The organism is Chlorobiota bacterium (genome assembly GCA_016700335.1).
Taxonomy (GTDB): Bacteria; Bacteroidota; Ignavibacteria; order OLB7; family OLB7.
The window spans coordinates 1,984,358-2,003,387 of sequence record CP065014.1; the positions used below are offsets into that span (position 1 = coordinate 1,984,358).

Here is a 19,030-nt window from a genome sequence, read left to right on the forward strand (position 1 = left end):
CAATCAAAAAAAATGCATAAAAGGCTACCAAAACTATATTAAAAGAATAAAGATTTTAATACTTGGGTCTAGCTACAATTATTCCAATATGTTTGCTAACAGTTTTCAAATATTCACTTAAAGATGTATCAATAACAACTTGTTTTTTTGTAAGCGATGCATGCATAAATTTGATAGTTCCAGTTGAATCTCGAACACAAAGACCTGTATGACTACAATCTAACCCTTTAATACTAGTGGTGATTGCAATAATATCACCAGACTTTAATTGATTTTCAATAAGAGCAACATTCTCTTTAGGTAAATGAAATAATTTTCTTTTGTTAATTATACTTTCAATACTTATTATTTTTTTTATTAAACTAGTATCATTTTTTAATTGTTTATAACTATTTGGATGAGTTCCCATAAAATTTATCAATTGATTAAATTTAATAGATCCTTTGAATGATTTAGTAATATCAGTAACAACATTTTTTTTCTGATTATCATAAATCCAATCTGAAGTATAATGTAATCTTGTTGAATAATCACCAATTTTTCCCCCTCTATATCTTGTAAATTCAATTTGACTCATCATCAAATTTGGATCTGTTTTTTCAGCTTTAATCAATCTTGCAATTGCTAAAGAACTTTCAAAAAAGGTAACACAATCTAAACCATTCATGTTTATAGTACATACTTCTTTATCTTCAAAATTATCTAATGTACCACCAACATAAGGTATTCCAACAAGTTGAGTACCTACTTTTGCAACAACATCTCCAATTGGAAATTTTGACCAATTCTGAAGTTTTGCTTTTTTTAATAATTTACCAACAAATTCATAACCATTAAAATTCGTTGTATCAATTTTTAAAGTTGAATTAGGTGTATCAAAATTTACTTTGGAAATTGTAGTAAATTTCAATAAAACTAAAAATAACGATATAGAAAATATTACTTTATTCATGAACTTTATTTTATTGATATTACAATTAAATTGCTTTTTACAATTTTATAAGATTTACCTAAAATTGTTTCTGGTTTTTCAATTGAAGAACTTTTGAAAAACATAGTATCATTATTTTTAGTTAGTCGTTTTTCAGTTAAAGGTATTTCATTCAAACAATTTAAAGTAGTGTAAGCAACATCATATCTGAAAAAAAAATTTGAAATTGTTGTATTTACATCTGGCTTTTGAGATTGTCTGGCAGCTCTAGATTGTTGTGAATGAATAACTGGATAAACCTCATCTTCAAGATAATCTGAATAAACATTTACAGGCAACATACATAACCATTCTGGTTTAATAATTCCAAATAAAATTACTTTAGATTTTTTAGGTAAAAGATTTAAAATATATTTTGAATTTGATGGCTCATCAACAATATTACTATATGGAACTTGTCTTGCTAACCTTATTGGTAGTGACTCAGATTGAATCATTCTCCAAGGGTAAAGTTGAAGAGTATCATTCTTAAAGTCATTTGAAATTGGTATATATATATCTTGATCCGAATTGTTAGAAATAGATATATTAAAATGTGTATTAGATTTACAGTTTACATCTAAACTTTCTGTTTTTTTAATATCAATGTTAACTCCTTCCCCATTACTTTTTTGAATGTTTTTAAATTTATCAATTACAAAAGATATTTTACTACAACATACTAAATTAACATCAGTTTGTAACGTATAAGTTAAGGGAGTATTAAAAGAACTGCAACTTATCAAAAAAGTTAACATCAAGATTAAAACATGTTTCATAAAACTTTTAAATTAATATGCTAACAATTTAAAATTACTTTATAAGCCTAAATATGCTTTTCTAACATCATCATTTTTTGCAATATCTTTAGCTAACCCATCCAAAATAATTTCTCCGGTTTCCAACACATAAGCATAATCTGCAATTGCTAATGCTTGATTCGCATTTTGTTCAACTAGTAAAATAGTTTTTCCAAGATTTTTATTTATATCAACAATTTTCTCAAAAATTAATTTTACTAATAATGGTGCAATACCTAAAGAAGGTTCATCTAACAATATTAGTTTAGGATTACTCATAAGAGCACGAGCAATTGCTAACATTTGTTGTTCACCTCCAGATAACGTACCACCTGCTTGATTTAATCTTTCCTTAAGTCTAGGAAAAATTGAAAATCCAAATTCTAAATCTCGTTCAATTCCACTTTTATCTTTTCTTAAATATGCTCCTAATAGTAAATTTTCTTTTACAGTTAAATTAGGAAATATCATCCTTCCTTCTGGAGATTGAGATAACCCTAAAGAAACAATTTTATATGCTGGCATATTTAAAATCTCTTCACCTAAAAATTTTATACTTCCACTTAATCCTTTTACAATTCCAGAAATTGTTCTTAATGTAGTACTTTTACCAGCACCGTTAGCACCAATTAAAGTTACAATAGACCCTTGTGGAACATTGAATGATATACCTTTTATGGCATTAATTGCACCATAATTTACTTTCAAATTATTAACTTCTAACATTATAATAGTATCTTAAATAGTATTTGTTACGAATTATTTTCTAAAATTTTTCTTTAATAACCAACTTCTTTTAATCTTGTTCTAATAATTTCAGTTAGTATATTATTAGATGATCCATAATATTGTTTGTCTTGTATAAATAAAATTCCACCATAACTTGCTGGTTGAGATTGATCAAAATTCTGAGAAGATGCCATAACTGTTAGTTCGCCTTGTTTGTATGGATTATCAATATCCTTTACAACAATTGTTAATCCATATTCAATAGGTTTTGATTCTAAGGGTGGTTTATTAAAACCTAAAAATGCAAATGGGATACGAAGTTTTATCGAGTATCCACTATCAGAACGCATAGCAATTGCTTTAATTAATTTGGCAGCATTTGATTGAGCTTCATCTAAAGAATTTGAAGTAGATACTTTTACTTTGGTTGTCTGTTCATTATACAAATCTCCTAATGAAACATTAAACGAATATATGTTTGTATCAGTTTTCAATCTGAAATCTTTATTCTTTTTTCCTAATTTAAATCTGTTTGACATGGAATAACTATCAAACCAAAATTCAATTCTATCTGCCATTGAATCTGGAACTGATGGACCAGACAAAACTATTTCATCATCTTTAACATTTGTACTAAAATATATATATTCATCATCATAAGCTGATCTATTACTAAAAGAACAATCAAACATATTTTTCCAGTTAAAACCACCTTTAATAATATTTTTTGAAGAAACAATTTTAGATGAAGTTTGGTAACCTGTATTTAAATTTCTTCCTCTTGAATAACATGGTAAAGTTGAGTAATAATTTCTAAATGCAAATTCATTTGTTTCTGGAACTGAATATTGCTCAGTGCTCTCTAAAGTCTGCATATTCCTATAAGATTCCCTACTTAATGATCCTTGTCTTTCTAATTGAAATAAATCAACTTGCATTAGAATTCCACTTCTATATTTGTATCCTTTTACCTCCCAATCTCCGTCTCTGTGTTTTTGAGTTATCCTTACAATATTATCCGAAATTGCTAAGCCTGCTTCTATGGGTAATCTGAAATATCCAATTGTATCTTGAAAAACTTTTTTCATTTCACCCCCATCATCAATAAAAAAGTAAACATCATTTATTCTTTTATCACCATTTTCTTTTTTAATACTAATAGCAAAATCAAAAGCAGTATCTCCAGAAAAATCTCCAACATCATATCCCCAAATTTCGTAATCAGTTTTTGGGAGAGATGCTTTTATATCGGCTATTAGTTCAGGAGCAAAATAATCATCAATTCTTTGAGATAGTTGTTCAAAGGTTAATGGATCTTGAGAATATAAATTTGGACAACAAAATAACAGAAGAATAAAACCAATCAAGTAAAATATTTTATATGGCATATATGAAAAAATCTGATTTAAAAATCGTTAAGAAATTTCTAATAATTAATTAATCATAATTTTAGAATTTATTCTTTATAATATTTTTAAAAAGAATTAATTAAAAAAAATTATAGATGACAAAGATATGAATAACATTTTAAAATTTTTATCTTGAAAAACATATCAAAGAAGATATTTTTGTAATTTCTAATTTTCATTTATAATTTAATTAAATATGCAAGACGCTTTTATTATATCTGCAATGAGAACACCTGTTGGAAAATATGGTGGAGTATTATCTCAAGTTCGTGCTGATGACTTACTCGGTTTTATTCTCAAATCTGTTGTTGAAAAATCTGGTATTCCTAAAGATAGAATTGATGATGTAATAATTGGATGTGCAAATCAAGCTGGTGAGGATAATAGGAACGTTGGTAGAATGGGAGTTCTGTTGGCAGGCTTACCTGTAACAACCCCTGCAACAACTATTAACAGATTGTGCGGATCTGCTTTAGATGCAATATCAATGGCTTGTAGAACAATTAAATGTGGAGAAGCAGACATTATGATTGCCGGTGGAGTAGAGGTTATGTCTCGTGCCCCTTATGTGTTTCCTAAGAATGTATCAGGTAAAACTTTATTTGGAAATTTAACTGCATTTGATACTGCCTTAGGCTGGAGATTCCCAAATAGTAAAATGGAGGCAATGTTTCCTCTAGAACAGATGGGTGAAACAGCTGAGAATGTTGCTGAAAAATGGAATATTTCTAGAGAGGCTCAAGATGAATTTGCATTGCGATCACATAAACTAGCTTCTTTAGCTTGGGATGAAGGTAAATATAATGATACAGTTGTTAATGTTGAAATTCCTCAAATAAAAGGTGAACCATTAATTGTTAAAAAAGATGAAGGACCAAGATTTGATTCAACAATCGAAAAGCTTAGTTTATTGAAACCTGCTTTTAGAAAAGGTGGTTCAGTTACTGCAGGCAATTCATCTAGCTTAAACGATGGTGCAGGGGCTGTTGTTATTGTAAGTGAAAAGATATTAATAGAGTATAATTTAAAACCACTTCTACGTTATGTTTCATATGGTGTTGCAGGATTAAATCCTCAAATTATGGGAGTTGGTCCTGTTCATGCAACCCATAATGCACTCAAAAATGCTGGTTTGACAATTAATGATATTGGATTGACTGAACTAAATGAAGCTTTTGCTTCTCAAAGTTTGGCTGTAATTCATGATCTGGAACTTGATATAAATAGAGTAAATTTACTTGGAGGTGCAATATCGATTGGTCACCCACTAGGTATGTCTGGGGCAAGACTCATTTCAACTCTATCATCTCAAATGCCAATTAATAATGTTAGATATGGCTTAGCAACAATGTGTGTTGGTGTAGGGCAGGGTATTAGTATGATTGTTGAAAATTGTCAATTATAAAATTTTGTTTCTCAATTTTTATTTTCTAAAGTGGTTTACTTTTAATTTAATCTCGATTCAATTATCATTTATGAAATACTTTTTTTGGACAATAATTGTTATAGTTATTTCATCTTGTTCAAGTAATTCATGTCCGCCAGTTGGTTATGTTTATTACCAAGATCAATACCATCAAGACTCTACAACAATTACTATTTTGAAAGATACAACTAAAGTATTTTTTGAACAAGATAAATTCCGTAACCTAAGCAATAAAGCGGTTGTGTATTATAATGTATCAGAAAATGATACAGTTTTAAAAATTTATTTTATTGGAAAAACTAGTGCTGGAAGCAGATATTATCGTCCAGAAAAATATATAAGATCTATTGATGATACAGTTGAAATTGGTATAAATCACCAAACTAGTTTATTAAAAACAACATGTACTTTACCAACAGATTATTATAATGTTGATACTTTACTTATTTATAAACCTTTAAATAAAGTTATTTTATTTAAAGAGAGTTAGTATTTCATATACATTTAAAAAAAAAGAATGATTCTTAAAATATTGAATCATTCTTTTTTAATACATATATTATTTTACTTAAAACTCCAAACTAATACCAATTGATGGTAAAATTCCAATTGCATTTGAGCCACTTTCAATAGTTCTTTTTGTTTGATCAAACCTTGGTGAAGAAAAATTCTTTTGATTATAAATATTCTGTATATCTATATATGTAACTAAAGTGGAATTTTCAAATTGCCAATTTTTATCTATTCTTATATCTAATGAATGAGATGCTGGCAACCTTAGCGAATTATATTTTGTAACATCCCTATAACCATAATTAGGAGCACCATTAATTGTATCTAATGGTGTGTATGGTCTTCCAGAAGCATAACGAAACTTACAACCAAACTCCCAACTATTAGTTCTAAATCCGGAACTAATATTGAAAATTATTGGTTGAGAATAATCACTTGGATTTTCAATTCCATCAAGAGCAGTAAAGAATGATTGATTTAATGATAAACTAGCTAATCCATATAAAGGTAATTCAGATGTGTATTTTTTTTGAATTAAAAATTCTAAGCCAAAAGCACGACCTTTTCCAATACTTGCTAGAGAATCCAAACCATATGAAGCAAAGCCATCATCAACTTCATTAAATCCAGCCCCAGTGTTTGCTAGAACTAAATATGGTCTTAATAAACTTGCAGGATAATTGCTATATACTTTGTAATAACCTTCAATACTAGCTTTTATATCATCATCAAGAAGTTTGTCAACTCCAAGAACAACTTGATCAACTTGAATATCTTTTAATTTTCTATTTTCTAAATTTGAAACTAACCAAATGTATGATGGATGTTGAAAATATCTACCTCCTGAGATAGACAAATTTGTAATATTATTTAGTGAATAACTAATTGATGCTCTAACAGTAGGATACAATTGGGTTTCTATTCCATTGAAGTAATCACCTCTTAAACCTAAATTTGTTTTTAAATCTCCAAAATTATTTGATAGATTAACATATATACCTGCTTTATAAAATGTACTATCTAATTTTGAATTAATATCACCACCAATCTTTTTTAAGTATATCTCAGAGTTAAATAAAATTGTTTTTAAGTTACCTCCAAATGATATTTCAGTTTTAGGAGATAGTAGAAGATTAAAATCTGATTTCAAACTATATTCATTTTCTACGGAATTATTTATAAAATTTTCAATTCCAGAGGTATCAGATTGTTTAAATTTAAATCTAACTAAAGTTCTACCAAAAGTTGTAATAACAAATCCATTCTCAAAAAGATTTTTCCAAGTGATTCCTGCAACAACTTGATTCTGAGTATTATCAACTAATCTGGCATTGTTTGCTCTCTTCTCAGGTGTCTCATTAAATTGTTTAACATTATCTAAAACACAAATTCCTAAAGCTGATATTTTGTTGTTTTCATTTAACTCAAACTCAGCCTTTCCAAGAAAATCCCAGTACTCTGGGACAAATGAAAAACCAGCTGCTTTAAAAATAAAATCAAGGTAGCTTCTCCTAGTAGAAAACAAATAACTTCCTTTTTCTGTTATTGGTCCTTCAAAGTTTAAACCAAATTGTGTAGCAGCTAATGTTAATTTACCACCTTGTTTATCTTCTCTTCCTTTTCTTAAATCTATTTTTAATACACTCGACAATTTATCTCCAAACTTAGCTCCAAAGCCACCAGTTGAGAAATCAGTTTCTCGAACAAAATCTAAATTGATAAATGATAATGGACCACCACCTGATCCTTGTGACCCAAAATGATTAATGTTTGATGCTTCAATACCATCAATCAAATACAAATTTTCAGAAGGACCACCACCTCTTACTAACAAATCATTTCTTCCATTTTGAGCTTGAGCTACACCCGGTAAAACAGATATGGCTCTAACAACATCTTCAAAACCTCCAGGTAATCTTCTGATTTCTTCGTATGAAAGTTTATTTTGGCTTACAGTAACATCAGGGTCTCTTCTAAAAGATTTTGCCCTAACAACCAATGTATCGAATGAGTTTACTTTTGATATTAACTTAGCTTGAATTTCATATGGTCTTGATGTTTGAACAATAACATCAGAAATTGTTTCAGGTTCATAACCTATTGTTGTAATTAAAATTTGATATACTCCAACAGGAATATTTTTAATTGTAAATTTTCCATCAGGTTTTGTAATTGCTCCGAGTTTTGTTCCAACTATTTTTACTGTTGCACTAGGAACTGCCTCAAGAGTTGAAAAATTCAATACTTCACCAGTTATAATTCCCTTCTTGATATCATCTTCATTTTGAGAATAAGAAATATTAGTACAAATTAAAAGTAAGAATAAAGTATATAAGTATTTTTTCATTAATTGTAAATATTGTGTTTCAATTTTATGTATAACGATTTCCCTTTTATTTTTATTGGTTATTAGTTAAATTATAATTTTACTTATTTAGATTATTATATTAAAATAAAAATTGATTTTCATATTACATACTTTTCTTTCATTGCTATAATCTTATTTTAAATAAAATTTGTTGTTTCAATTTTTTTATTTAATATATTTGTTTCAATACATTTTAACATTTAAATTAAAAATTCTTATTTTTTATGTTAATATGCGTAAGTTTTTTTTATAAAAAATGTTGATTTTTTCTTAGAATTTATTATTTTATTCACAATATATTATCCTTGAATAAATTATTTATATTAGTTATTACTCTATTTTCTTTAAATTCTTGTTGCCCTGAGGATGCCTTTATTCCATCATACAATATAGTTTCTAAGGAAGATAAAGCATTTGTTAGATTTATTCATTCATCTGAAAACTCTGGTGAAGTAAATGTTATTTTCAAAAAAGACTTTTTTGATGCCAAACAAAAATTTCTATCATTTGAAAACTGTAATAATGAAGCAAAATATTATCCAATTGATACCTCTAATTCAAGTGTTAAAATAGTTGATATAAACAATAAGTTATTAGTTCAATATGATTCGTTGAATTTTTTAAAAGATCATTATTATACAATCTTTTTTTATAGTAATGAGAAATTATATAACCTACTTGTCAGTGAAGACAAACCAACTGTGACTCTTGAAAGCAGTAAAACGTTACTAAGGTTTGTGAACTTATCAAGTGATCTTCCACCAATTGAAATTCGAGAAGATTCTGATACTGGCAGGGTTTTAGTAAGTAATTTAAAATACGGTGAATCATCAGAATTTATTTCTACCAAAGCATACCCACCATTTTCTAGTACCGGCACAGGACTTTTTCTGTTTAATTCCGAAAGTAAAGAATATTTGTATGGTATTTTGAAACCTTATATTTACACTTTTGGTGGTTCAATTGCAACTATAATAATTTCTGGGAAAAAAGATGCTTTTGATACAGATTCTATGTTAACTTTTTCTATTTTTCAAGACAATACTTTTACAAATGATTTGTTTGGTTCTATTCCTTACAATTTGAAATTTTTTGGAATAAGGTATGTAAATTTTATAAATGATTTTTCTACAAATGATTTCAGAACTGCATTAGCTTTTTATGATACTGACCGACCATCAAATTTATCAGAAAACGAATATTATAGAAGAGCTTATCCTGGTTTTTTCTTAGGTAACTTCCCACCTCATGCTCATTTTGTAAACGAAACGTCACAATGGCACAAGTATTTTTTTTACTATCCAGGTTTTAAAACAATTTCAAAATTTAGAATAGAAGAAGGAACTGGGCATGATAATAATTCTTACTTTTTGAAGCAAAAAGTTATTGTACCTCCACAAGATTATAAATTTCAAACTAATTTAAGATATACAATTGTTTCTTATGGAGAATTTAGTTTAGATACTTCTTTAAATCTGGGTAAGGCTTTAGTTATTCCAGATAAATTACCTAAACCAAGTATAAAATCAAAATCTACTGTAAGATTTGTAAATTTAGCTTTTGGAGAATATAAAAATAAAAAATTATCTTTGAGGATAAATGGAATTTCTACACCATTTTTAAGTTATGGTGAATTTCAAACTGACAGATTTTTAGAAGTAAATCCAAGCGATAAATATGAGGTTATTGATGAAAATAAAAATGTTTTATATAATAAAATACTAAATTTGCATCTAGGAGAAAATTACACAATATTTTTTGCAAATCAACCTAATAACAAATACTTTGAACTATTAGAATTATCTAATAAAGTAAAAGTTAATATCGACAGGAATTAAATATGCATATAGCTATAGTAGGGGCTACTGGACTTGTAGGTAGAATGATGTTAAAAGTTTTACAGGAACGTAATTTTCCAATTACTAAATTAACATTGCTCGCCTCAAATAATTCAAAAGGCAAATCAATTACTTTTAAGAATAAAAAGATTGTAATTCAAGAACTAAATGAAACTTCTTTTGAAAATAAAGAAATTGATATTGCTTTATTTTCAGCAGGAGGAGCAGCAAGTTTAAAATTTGCACCTTTAGCTGCAATTGCTGGTACATTAGTAATTGATAATTCTAGTGCATGGAGAATGGATAAAAATACTCCTCTAGTAGTACCTGAAGTAAATCCTAAAGAAGCTTTTAAGCATAAAGGAATAATAGCAAATCCTAATTGTTCAACAATTCAATTAGTTGTTACACTAAAACCTCTTGAAGATAAATTTGGCTTAAAAAGAGTTGTAATTTCAACCTATCAATCAATTTCTGGAGCTGGTAAAGCAGGAATAGATCAATTGATGAGTGAACTTAAAGGTATTACTCCAACTAACCCAATATTTTCTAGACAAGCTGCATTTAATACACTTTTTCATTCATTTAAAGATAATTCTGGTTATACTGAAGAGGAGAATAAGATTATGAATGAGACTCGAAAAATTATGAATTTAAACAAATTAAAGATTACTGCAACTTGTGTTAGAATTCCAACTACATCAGCTCATGGAGAAAGTGTAAATGTTGAGTTAGTAAATAAAACATCAGAAAAATCAGTTAGAAAAACTTTAGCTAAAGGGAAAGGAATAATTGTAAAAGATAATATACTCCAGGATTTATATCCAACTGTATTAGACTCAGAAGGTTCTGACGAAACATTTATTGGAAGAATTAGAAAGGATTTATCAAATAAAAATACTTTTAATTTATGGATTGTTTCTGATAATCTAAGAAAAGGTGCTGCTACAAATGCAGTTCAAATAGCTGAACTTTTTGTTAAAAAGTAGTTATTTTTTTGATAATAATAATGCCGAATTGAAAATATTCAATTCGGCATATTAATTCTTTAATTTAAAATAAAAATTAGCTATTTGTCTCCTCGTTAGTTAAATTTTTACTAGATTCTGTATTAGGATTTGAATTATCTTCAGTTTTTACTTCTTTTGTAGTAGCTACTTTTTTACTTCTTGCAACTCTTTCAGCACGTGAAATGGTCGATTTAGATTTATTACTTGCTGATTTCTCATCACGATCTGAATTGTAGTCAACTAACTCAATTATTGCAATTCTTGCGGCATCTCCTAATCTTGTTCCTAATTTAATTACTCTGGTATAACCTCCGTTACGGTTTGCTACTTTTGGAGCTATATCATTCATTAATGTTTTAACAACTTCTGGATCATTTACATCCCTAGCAATCATTCTTCTAGCATGAGTATCTTTAGGTCCACCATTTAATTCAGATAAATAAGCAAGCTTTGCTCTAGTAATAATTGCTTCAGCAAACATTCTAGTTTCTTTAGCTTTTGCTTCAGTGGTTTTAATTTTTTTATGTTTAAGAAGAGAAGTCGCTAAAGTACGTAACAATGCACTTCTATGACTTGCTGTTCTTCCTAATTTTCTACCTGAGTAGCGATGTCTCATTATATTTATTAAAAATAATTTGCTGTGAAAATATAAAAACCTATTCTTGACTATTAAAACAATTAACTTTTAGTCAGCTTTTTCTTTATCTTTTTTTATGTATTTATTAACATCAATGCCAAAAGTCAAGCCCAAATTAACAACTAGTTCTGATAACTCAGTGAGTGATTTACGACCAAAATTTCTAAACTTTAACATTTCAATCTCATTTTTACTAACTAAATCTGCAATAGTAGAAATATTTGCTGCTTTTAAACAATTATGAGATCTTACTGATAGTTCTAAATCATCCACATTTGTTAATAAAATTTTCCTCATTCTTTCATTTTCTGCTTTAGCTGCATCTTCTTCAGGAGCTTCTTCTTCTTCTTCTTCTTCAAAATTCATAAAATACTTAATATGATCTCTAAGTATTTTAGCTGCAGTTGCAATTGCTTCTTCAGGTGATATTGAGCCGTCTGTAGTTACTTCTAATGTTAATTTCTCATAATCAGTTTTTTGACCAACTCTAGTTGGTTCAACTGTAAACTTTACATTCAAAACTGGAGTAAATATAGAATCTATAGCAATCATGCCAATTGGCATATCATTGGTCAAATTTTCCTCACTTGGAACATAACCTTTACCTCTACCAATTCTTAGCTCCATATCAAAATTAACCCCTTTAGATAAAGTTGCTATATGATGATCAGGATTCAATATCTCAAATTCTTCAGTCTCATTTTGCAAATCTAACCCTTTAATTTCTTTTGATCCTTTAACAGCAATTGAAATTCTATTTGCTTTTTTATCTCTTGGTTTTAATCTAAGTTCTTTTAAATTAAGTACTATTTCAGTCATATCTTCAGCTATTCCTTCAATAGTCTGAAATTCATGTAATACTCCATTAATTTTAACAGCTGTAATTGCACATCCTGGGATAGAAGCTAATAAAGTTCTACGGAATGCATTACCTATTGTTGTACCGTATCCTTCCTCAAGTGGTTGTAATACAAACCTACCAAAAGTTGGTGTACTAGATGCTTCATCTAGTACCAAACGATCAGGCATTTGCATTGATAATCCAAAATTATTATTTGTAGTCTTCAAGGCTTAAAGAAAATCTTAATTAAATGAAAAAATAAAAAACACATAACTAGAGACGTAATATTACTCAATATTATTTAGAATACAACTCAACAACTAATTGTTCGTTTGCTTCTAAAGGCACGTCAACCCTCTCAGGACGATTTAAATAAGTACCCTTCATATTTGGTTTGTCTAACTGTAACCAAGGTGTTAATTGACGTTCGTTCATTCTTTTCAAAGATTCTTGAATTGATGTCACACCTTTACTTTTAGTTCTTACTTCAATAATATCACCAGGTGTCATTTGATAACTTGGAATATTAACTGGTGATCCATTAACAAGAAAATGCCTATGAAGTACTAGTTGTCTAGCAAATGCTCTAGATGAAGCAAAACCTAGACGGTAAACAGTATTATCAAATCTACTTTCTAATAATTTAACTAAATTATCTCCAGTAATACCACGTTGACGAGAAGCTTTTGCAAAAGTTAATCGGAATTGCTTTTCTAACAATCTGTAAACTCTTTTCACTTTTTGTTTTTCACGTAACTGAACACCATACTCAGAAATTTTTGAACGACGTCCACCAGATCCATGTTGTCCAGGTGGATAATTACGTTTTTCAATCGGACATTTCTCCGAGTAACATTTTGCACCTTTAAGGAACAACTTTTGTCTTTCCCTACGGCAAAGTTTGCATACAGCGTCTTTATATCGAGCCATTAAATAGTATATAAATTTTTAATATTAAACTCTTCTTTTCTTTGGAGGACGGCAACCATTATGAGGCAATGGAGTAGTATCAGTAATTGTACTAATTTCCAATCCAGCTGTTTGAATTGCTCTAATAGCAGCTTCACGCCCTGAACCAGGTCCTTTAACAAATACTTTTACTTTTCTTAATCCTGCATCAAAAGCTTCTTTGGCTGAACCTTCAGCACTAACTTGGGCAGCATAAGGAGTATTTTTCCTTGAACCTTTAAAACCGTTTTTACCTGCAGAACTCCAACTTATTGTTCCACCTGTTTTATCAGTAATAGTTACAATAACATTATTAAAAGTTGCTTTAATAAAAACTATACCGTTAATATCGGTAACAACTTTCTTTTTACGTTTTATTTGAGATGCTTTTGCCATTATGTATTATTATGCTCAGGTTCTAATTAAAATTACTTAGTTACTTTCTTCTTACCTGCAACTGTTTTACGCTTACCTTTTCTCGTTCTTGAATTTGTTTTAGTTCTTTGACCTCGAACAGGTAATCCTTTTCTGTGACGAATTCCTCTGTAACACCCAACATCCATAAGACGTTTGATATTTAATTGAACTTCGCTTCTTGCTGCTCCTTCTACTTTAAAATCATTTTGCAATAAGTATCTAATTCGTGCAATCTCTTCATCGCTCAAATCACTTATTTTTTTAGCTGGATCTATATTAGATTCTGCTAAAATTTTCTTCGCTAATGAAGGTCCAATACCATATATATATTGTAAACCAATTATTGAATGCTTATTTTTCGGAAGGTCTACTCCTGCTATTCGTGCCACGTTGTAATAGAAATTTAATGTTACTTTATTTGAATAATAATATTATCCTTGACGTTGTTTGTGTTTTGGATTCTTCTTGCAAATAATCCTAACAACGCCTTTGCGTTTAACAACTTTACAGTGTTCGCAGATTTTTTTTACTGATGCTCTTACTCTCATTTTTATTTATATCTGTATGTTATACGTCCTCTTGACAAATCATATGGCGATAATTCAATAGAAACCTTGTCTCCTTGAAGAACTTTTATATAGTTCATCTTCATCTTTCCTGATGCATGAGCAAGAATTTCGTGACCGTTTTCTAACTTAACTCTATAAGAAGTATTTGGTAGTATTTCAGTAACGATTCCATCAACTTTTATCGCGTCTTGTTTTGACATTAATTAAATTTTATGATAAGTTAATACTTCTGCTTTGTTTTTTCTAACAACTATTGTGTGTTCAAAATGTGCTGAATTCTTCCCGTCGTTAGTTAATATCGTCCATCCATCCTGTTTTACCTTCACTTTGAAAGTACCTATATTAATCATTGGCTCTATGCAGAAAGTCATTCCCTCTTTAAGTTCATAATTTTTATATTTATGTCTTTGAAAAGCACTTGGAACAAAATTTGGAATTGAAGGTTCTTCATGTAAGTTTCTACCAATTCCATGTCCAACTAACTCTCTAACAACCGAAAACCCATTCTCATTTATGTAATCCTGAATAGCTTTAGAGATATCAAACACTCTATTACCTTCAATTGCATTTTCAATACCTAATAATAGAGCTAGATAAGTTACATCTAACAATTTTTGATTCTCTACTGAAATGACACCTACAGGATAAGTAACTGCACTATCTCCATAAAAACCTTTATATTTAACTCCAGTATCTAAGGAAACTATATCACCTTCAATTAACTCTTTATTACTGGGTATTCCATGTACGACAGCATTATTAGTTGACGAGCATAAAGCAAAATTGTAAGTTTGATTATGAACTACATAACCTTTAAACGCTGGTTCGGCTTTAAAAGACCTAATATAATCTTCTGTTAACTTATCTAAATACAATGTACTTACTCCTGGCTTAACAAATTCCTTTAACATTATAAGAGTGTCAGAAGTTATTTTACAAGCCTCCCTGATATACTCAATCTCTTCAGGGTTTTTTATCATCTTATACAAGTAGAATTTTATGTATTTTGAACTGTGTTAACTCCTTGTCTTCCTCTAAGCTTCCCACTTTTCATAAATCCATCATAATGCCTCATTAATAAATATGATTGAATTTGATTAAGTGTATCAATTGCAACTCCAACCATAATAAGCACTGTGGTACCACCAAAGAATGATGCAAAATTTCCTGCTACACCAAGTTTAGTAACAAAAACAGGAAGAACAGCAATTAAAGCTAAAAATAAAGCACCAGGAACTGTAACTCTTAACAAAATATTATCAAGATATTCCTCTGTCGGTTTTCCAGGTCTAATACCTGGTATAAAACCTCCATTCTTTTTCATATCTTCAGAAATATTTCTTGGAGAAAACACAATTGCTGTATAGAAGAAAGTAAAGAATATAATAATTGTTGCAAAAACTAATGCATAAAACCAACTATCATGTCTCATATATTGTACCATGAAATCTGATATTTTAGTTCCAGGCATATATTGAATTATTGAATTTGGGATAAACATTATAGCTTGAGCAAAAATAATAGGCATTACATTAGCAGTAATTAATTGAATTGGGATATGAGATGTTTGACCACCCATCATTTTATCACCAACCCTTCGTTTTGCATATTGAACTGGAACTTTCCTAACAGCTTGAGTAAACATAACAACTAAAACTATAACTGCAATAAATAGAACAAAAATTACTGCTTCAACTATAAAATTTCTAGAAGCCAAAGCTAATTGAAATTCCTCTGCTATAGAATGAGGAAGTCTTGCAATGATGCCTATAAATATAATCAAAGAAGTTCCATTTCCAATACCTTTATCTGTAATTTGATCGCCTATCCACATTAACAACATTGTTCCCGCAGTAAAGATAATCGCGGATGGTAACACGAAACTTAAAAAACCTTGAACTGATTCAGCTACTATTGATGGAGAATTCCCTTGTTGAGATGCTGCAACAGCTATTCCTTGTGCAAATGCTAATCCTATTGCTGCATATCTTGTATATGCATTAATAGTTTTTCTCCCTTGCTCACCCTCTTGCTGAAGTTTTTGGAAATAAGGAACTACAGAAGACAAAAGTTGAAAAATAATTGAAGCAGATATATATGGCATTATACCTAATGCAAAAATTGCTGCATTTGAATAAGCCCCGCCAACAAACATATCAAATAAACCAAATAACGTATTATTATTTGCTTGTTTCATATATTTAATTGCAGAAACATCAATTCCAGGAACTGAAATAAAAGATCCTATTCGAACACAAAGAAGCATTAACGCAGTGAATCCAATCCTCTGTCGGAGTTCTTCTATTTTAAATATATTTCTTATAGTCTCAGTAAATTTTGCCATTGTGAACTAATTAAATAATTGTTACAGTTCCACCTGTTTTTTCTATACTAACTTTTGCTGATTCTGATATTGCATGAGCAATTATTTCTACTTTTGCAGTCAATAAACCATTTCCTAGTATCTTTACAGGTTTATTTTTTTTAGAAATAGTTCCAGCATTATATAAACTTTCTGGTGAAATTATACTATCTGATATCTTTCCAGTGTCAATAAGTTTTTGGATTACACTTAAATTAACTGGTTGATACTCAACTCTAAATGGATTTGTGAAACCAAATTTAGGTACTCGTCTAGCATAAGGCATTTGACCTCCTTCAAAATTACGTTTTGTTTCATAACCAGAATGTGAACTATGCCCCTTATGACCACGAGTAGAAGTTCCTCCACGACCAGACCCTTGACCACGGCCTAATCGCTTTTTATTTTTTGTTGTTCCTTTTGGTGACGATAACAGACCTAAATGATTTGACATTATGCTTAAAATCTTAATACTTTTAAAATTAATTAACCTCTTCAACCTTAACTAAATGACCGACTACCCTTAACATACCACGAACTTGTGGATTATCTTCCTTAATAGTTATGTATCCTGGTCTTCCAAGACCTAGTGCATAAATTGTTCGCTTTTGTTTTTCTAATCGATCAATTACACTATTAGTTTGCAATATCTTTAATTTAGCCATTTTCTTTGTAATTTTTAACTTTTTAATACTTTTGAAGTTTCAATACCTCTTCTGGAAGCAACCTGTGAAACATCTTGCAACATTTCTAAAGCCTTTAATGTTGCTTTAACTGCATTGTGTGGATTTGAAGATCCCAAACTTTTTGTCAAAACATCTTGTACTCCTGCAGCTTCCAATACTGCTCTAACACCTCCTCCAGCTATAACTCCTGTTCCAGGAGATGCTGGTTTTAACATTACTTTTCCAGCTCCAAATTTTCCTATAACTTCATGAGGTATTTTCCCTTCAAATACATTTACTTTAACTATATTTTTTTTAGCTGCATCGGTTGCTTTTGTTACTGCAATTGAAACTTCTGCTGCTTTTCCTAGACCAATTCCAATTGAACCGTTAGAATCACCAACCACAACAATTGCACTAAATCCAAATCGACGTCCTCCTTTAACAACTTTTGCAGTACGTCCTACATGAATTGTGTTCTCTTTTAAATTAGAATCTGTATTACGAGCTTTTGCCACTTTTTATAAATAAATTAATTGTTTCTTAATGAGATTTAAACTTGAATTCCACCTTCACGAATACCATCAACTACTGATTTAACTCTACCATGATAAAGGTAACCATTTCTATCAAAAACAGCATTTGTGATTGATTTCTCATTTAATCTTTGTGCTAATGCTTTACCAACAGCAATGTTCACACTTGAATCAGAATTGGATTTTAAATCATTAACCAAGGAATCGTTTAATGTTCCAGCAAATGCAATCGTTAAACCATTTGTATCATCTATTGCTTGAATATATATATGTTTTAAACTTCTAAATATAGTTACTCTTGGTCTTTCAGGAGTTCCAGATACTTTTTTCCTGATATGAATTTTTCTTCTTTTTAATCTAGTTGCTTTACTTTGTCTACTCATTATAATTTTTTATGATAATTCTTATAATTATTTGCCTTTACCAGCTGCCTTACCCGCTTTTCTTCTAATTTGTTCACCAGAATATTTTATACCTTTTCCTTTATATGGTTCTGGTGGTCTTAATGCTCTTATCTTTGCTGCAACTTGACCAACTAGTTGCTTGTCAATTCCTTTGATAACTATTTGTGTAGGTAGAGGAACTTCAACAGTTATATCAGTTGGTGGTGCAAAAACAATTGAATGAGAATATCCTAAATTCAATTGTAATAATTTACCTTTTAATTCTGCTCTATAACCAACTCCAACAATGTCTAATTGAGTTGAATAACCATCAGTTACTCCATGTACCATATTACTGATTAAAGTTCTAGTTAATCCATGTGCAGCACGACTTAATCTTAAGTCATCTATTCTAGTTACAGTTAATTTACCATCTTCTAAACTCAAAGATACATATGAACTTACAGACATTTGCAAAGTACCTTTTGGTCCTTTAACACTAATCATCCCAACTCCTTGATTAATAGTTACAGCATTTGGGATTTCTATTGGCTTCTTTCCTATACGTGACACTTGATATTATACTAATTTAAATTATCTGAAAAATTA

23 protein-coding genes are annotated in these 19,030 nt (G+C 29.4%); 4 read left to right on the forward strand and 19 right to left on the reverse strand.

Annotated features, from left to right (window positions below; translation table 11 throughout):
* Window positions 1–55: 55 nt before the first annotated feature.
* From IPP08_08105 to IPP08_08120, 4 genes are read right to left on the reverse strand one after another with little or no spacing between them, the layout of a single operon-like run.
* Window positions 56–952 carry a DUF1460 domain-containing protein gene (locus tag IPP08_08105; GenBank protein ID QQS65737.1) on the reverse strand — a complete coding sequence of 299 codons (897 nt, stop codon included), beginning with the start codon at window positions 950–952 and terminating at the stop codon, window positions 56–58.
* Between the two features lie 5 nt (window positions 953–957).
* Window positions 958–1,749 (reverse strand): hypothetical protein, encoded by a 792-nt coding sequence (locus IPP08_08110; GenBank protein QQS65738.1) that lies wholly within the window; start codon window positions 1,747–1,749, stop codon window positions 958–960.
* Window positions 1,750–1,788: 39 nt separating this feature from the next.
* A complete protein-coding gene (locus IPP08_08115; protein QQS65739.1) occupies window positions 1,789–2,496 on the reverse strand; it encodes an ABC transporter ATP-binding protein in 708 nt (235 codons plus the stop codon).
* A gap of 53 nt (window positions 2,497–2,549) precedes the next feature.
* Complete coding sequence (locus IPP08_08120; GenBank protein QQS65740.1) at window positions 2,550–3,887, reverse strand: hypothetical protein; 1,338 nt, start codon at window positions 3,885–3,887, stop codon at window positions 2,550–2,552.
* Between the two features lie 217 nt (window positions 3,888–4,104).
* Between IPP08_08120 and IPP08_08125 the strand changes: the two genes are divergently transcribed.
* On the forward strand, window positions 4,105–5,313 hold the full coding sequence (locus IPP08_08125; GenBank protein ID QQS65741.1) for a thiolase family protein: 1,209 nt from the start codon (window positions 4,105–4,107) through the stop codon (window positions 5,311–5,313).
* A 70-nt stretch (window positions 5,314–5,383) separates the two neighbouring features.
* Window positions 5,384–5,824, forward strand: a complete 441-nt coding sequence (locus IPP08_08130; GenBank protein ID QQS65742.1) for a hypothetical protein — start codon at window positions 5,384–5,386, stop codon at window positions 5,822–5,824.
* A gap of 78 nt (window positions 5,825–5,902) precedes the next feature.
* Here IPP08_08130 and IPP08_08135 read toward each other — a convergent pair whose 3' ends face one another.
* Complete coding sequence (locus IPP08_08135) at window positions 5,903–8,194, reverse strand: carboxypeptidase-like regulatory domain-containing protein (GenBank protein QQS65743.1); 2,292 nt, start codon at window positions 8,192–8,194, stop codon at window positions 5,903–5,905.
* A gap of 326 nt (window positions 8,195–8,520) precedes the next feature.
* Between IPP08_08135 and IPP08_08140 the strand changes: the two genes are divergently transcribed.
* On the forward strand, window positions 8,521–10,053 hold the full coding sequence (locus tag IPP08_08140; GenBank protein ID QQS65744.1) for a DUF4397 domain-containing protein: 1,533 nt from the start codon (window positions 8,521–8,523) through the stop codon (window positions 10,051–10,053).
* A gap of 2 nt (window positions 10,054–10,055) precedes the next feature.
* Window positions 10,056–11,042 (forward strand): aspartate-semialdehyde dehydrogenase, encoded by a 987-nt coding sequence (locus IPP08_08145; GenBank protein ID QQS65745.1) that lies wholly within the window; start codon window positions 10,056–10,058, stop codon window positions 11,040–11,042.
* A 76-nt stretch (window positions 11,043–11,118) separates the two neighbouring features.
* On the opposite strand, the gene rplQ is transcribed toward IPP08_08145, so the two are convergent.
* The 14 genes from rplQ to rplF form a co-directional block, all read right to left on the reverse strand.
* On the reverse strand, window positions 11,119–11,679 hold the full coding sequence (rplQ, locus tag IPP08_08150; protein QQS65746.1) for a 50S ribosomal protein L17: 561 nt from the start codon (window positions 11,677–11,679) through the stop codon (window positions 11,119–11,121).
* Between the two features lie 69 nt (window positions 11,680–11,748).
* Entirely contained in the window at window positions 11,749–12,735 is a 987-nt protein-coding gene (locus IPP08_08155; GenBank protein ID QQS67855.1) for a DNA-directed RNA polymerase subunit alpha, read from the reverse strand.
* A gap of 103 nt (window positions 12,736–12,838) precedes the next feature.
* Window positions 12,839–13,471 (reverse strand): 30S ribosomal protein S4, encoded by a 633-nt coding sequence (rpsD, locus tag IPP08_08160; protein ID QQS65747.1) that lies wholly within the window; start codon window positions 13,469–13,471, stop codon window positions 12,839–12,841.
* Window positions 13,472–13,495: 24 nt separating this feature from the next.
* A complete protein-coding gene (gene rpsK / locus IPP08_08165) occupies window positions 13,496–13,885 on the reverse strand; it encodes a 30S ribosomal protein S11 (protein ID QQS65748.1) in 390 nt (129 codons plus the stop codon).
* Window positions 13,886–13,917: 32 nt separating this feature from the next.
* Window positions 13,918–14,295 (reverse strand): 30S ribosomal protein S13, encoded by a 378-nt coding sequence (rpsM, locus tag IPP08_08170; protein QQS65749.1) that lies wholly within the window; start codon window positions 14,293–14,295, stop codon window positions 13,918–13,920.
* 42 nt (window positions 14,296–14,337) lie between these two features.
* Entirely contained in the window at window positions 14,338–14,454 is a 117-nt protein-coding gene (gene rpmJ, locus IPP08_08175; GenBank protein ID QQS65750.1) for a 50S ribosomal protein L36, read from the reverse strand.
* Window positions 14,455–14,456: 2 nt separating this feature from the next.
* Entirely contained in the window at window positions 14,457–14,675 is a 219-nt protein-coding gene (gene infA, locus IPP08_08180; protein QQS65751.1) for a translation initiation factor IF-1, read from the reverse strand.
* Window positions 14,676–14,678: 3 nt separating this feature from the next.
* A complete protein-coding gene (map, locus tag IPP08_08185; protein ID QQS65752.1) occupies window positions 14,679–15,455 on the reverse strand; it encodes a type I methionyl aminopeptidase in 777 nt (258 codons plus the stop codon).
* Window positions 15,456–15,472: 17 nt separating this feature from the next.
* Window positions 15,473–16,819, reverse strand: a complete 1,347-nt coding sequence (gene secY / locus IPP08_08190) for a preprotein translocase subunit SecY (protein QQS65753.1) — start codon at window positions 16,817–16,819, stop codon at window positions 15,473–15,475.
* 10 nt (window positions 16,820–16,829) lie between these two features.
* On the reverse strand, window positions 16,830–17,291 hold the full coding sequence (gene rplO, locus IPP08_08195) for a 50S ribosomal protein L15 (GenBank protein ID QQS65754.1): 462 nt from the start codon (window positions 17,289–17,291) through the stop codon (window positions 16,830–16,832).
* Window positions 17,292–17,319: 28 nt separating this feature from the next.
* Window positions 17,320–17,502: a 50S ribosomal protein L30 gene (gene rpmD / locus IPP08_08200; protein ID QQS65755.1), complete on the reverse strand. Its 183-nt coding sequence runs from the start codon at window positions 17,500–17,502 to the stop codon at window positions 17,320–17,322.
* Between the two features lie 14 nt (window positions 17,503–17,516).
* Complete coding sequence (gene rpsE / locus IPP08_08205; GenBank protein ID QQS65756.1) at window positions 17,517–18,020, reverse strand: 30S ribosomal protein S5; 504 nt, start codon at window positions 18,018–18,020, stop codon at window positions 17,517–17,519.
* A gap of 35 nt (window positions 18,021–18,055) precedes the next feature.
* On the reverse strand, window positions 18,056–18,421 hold the full coding sequence (locus tag IPP08_08210; GenBank protein ID QQS65757.1) for a 50S ribosomal protein L18: 366 nt from the start codon (window positions 18,419–18,421) through the stop codon (window positions 18,056–18,058).
* A gap of 27 nt (window positions 18,422–18,448) precedes the next feature.
* The gene (gene rplF, locus IPP08_08215) at window positions 18,449–18,994 is read right to left on the reverse strand and encodes a 50S ribosomal protein L6 (protein QQS65758.1); all 546 of its coding nucleotides are present in this window, start codon (window positions 18,992–18,994) and stop codon (window positions 18,449–18,451) included.
* Between the last annotated feature and the right edge of the window lie 36 nt (window positions 18,995–19,030).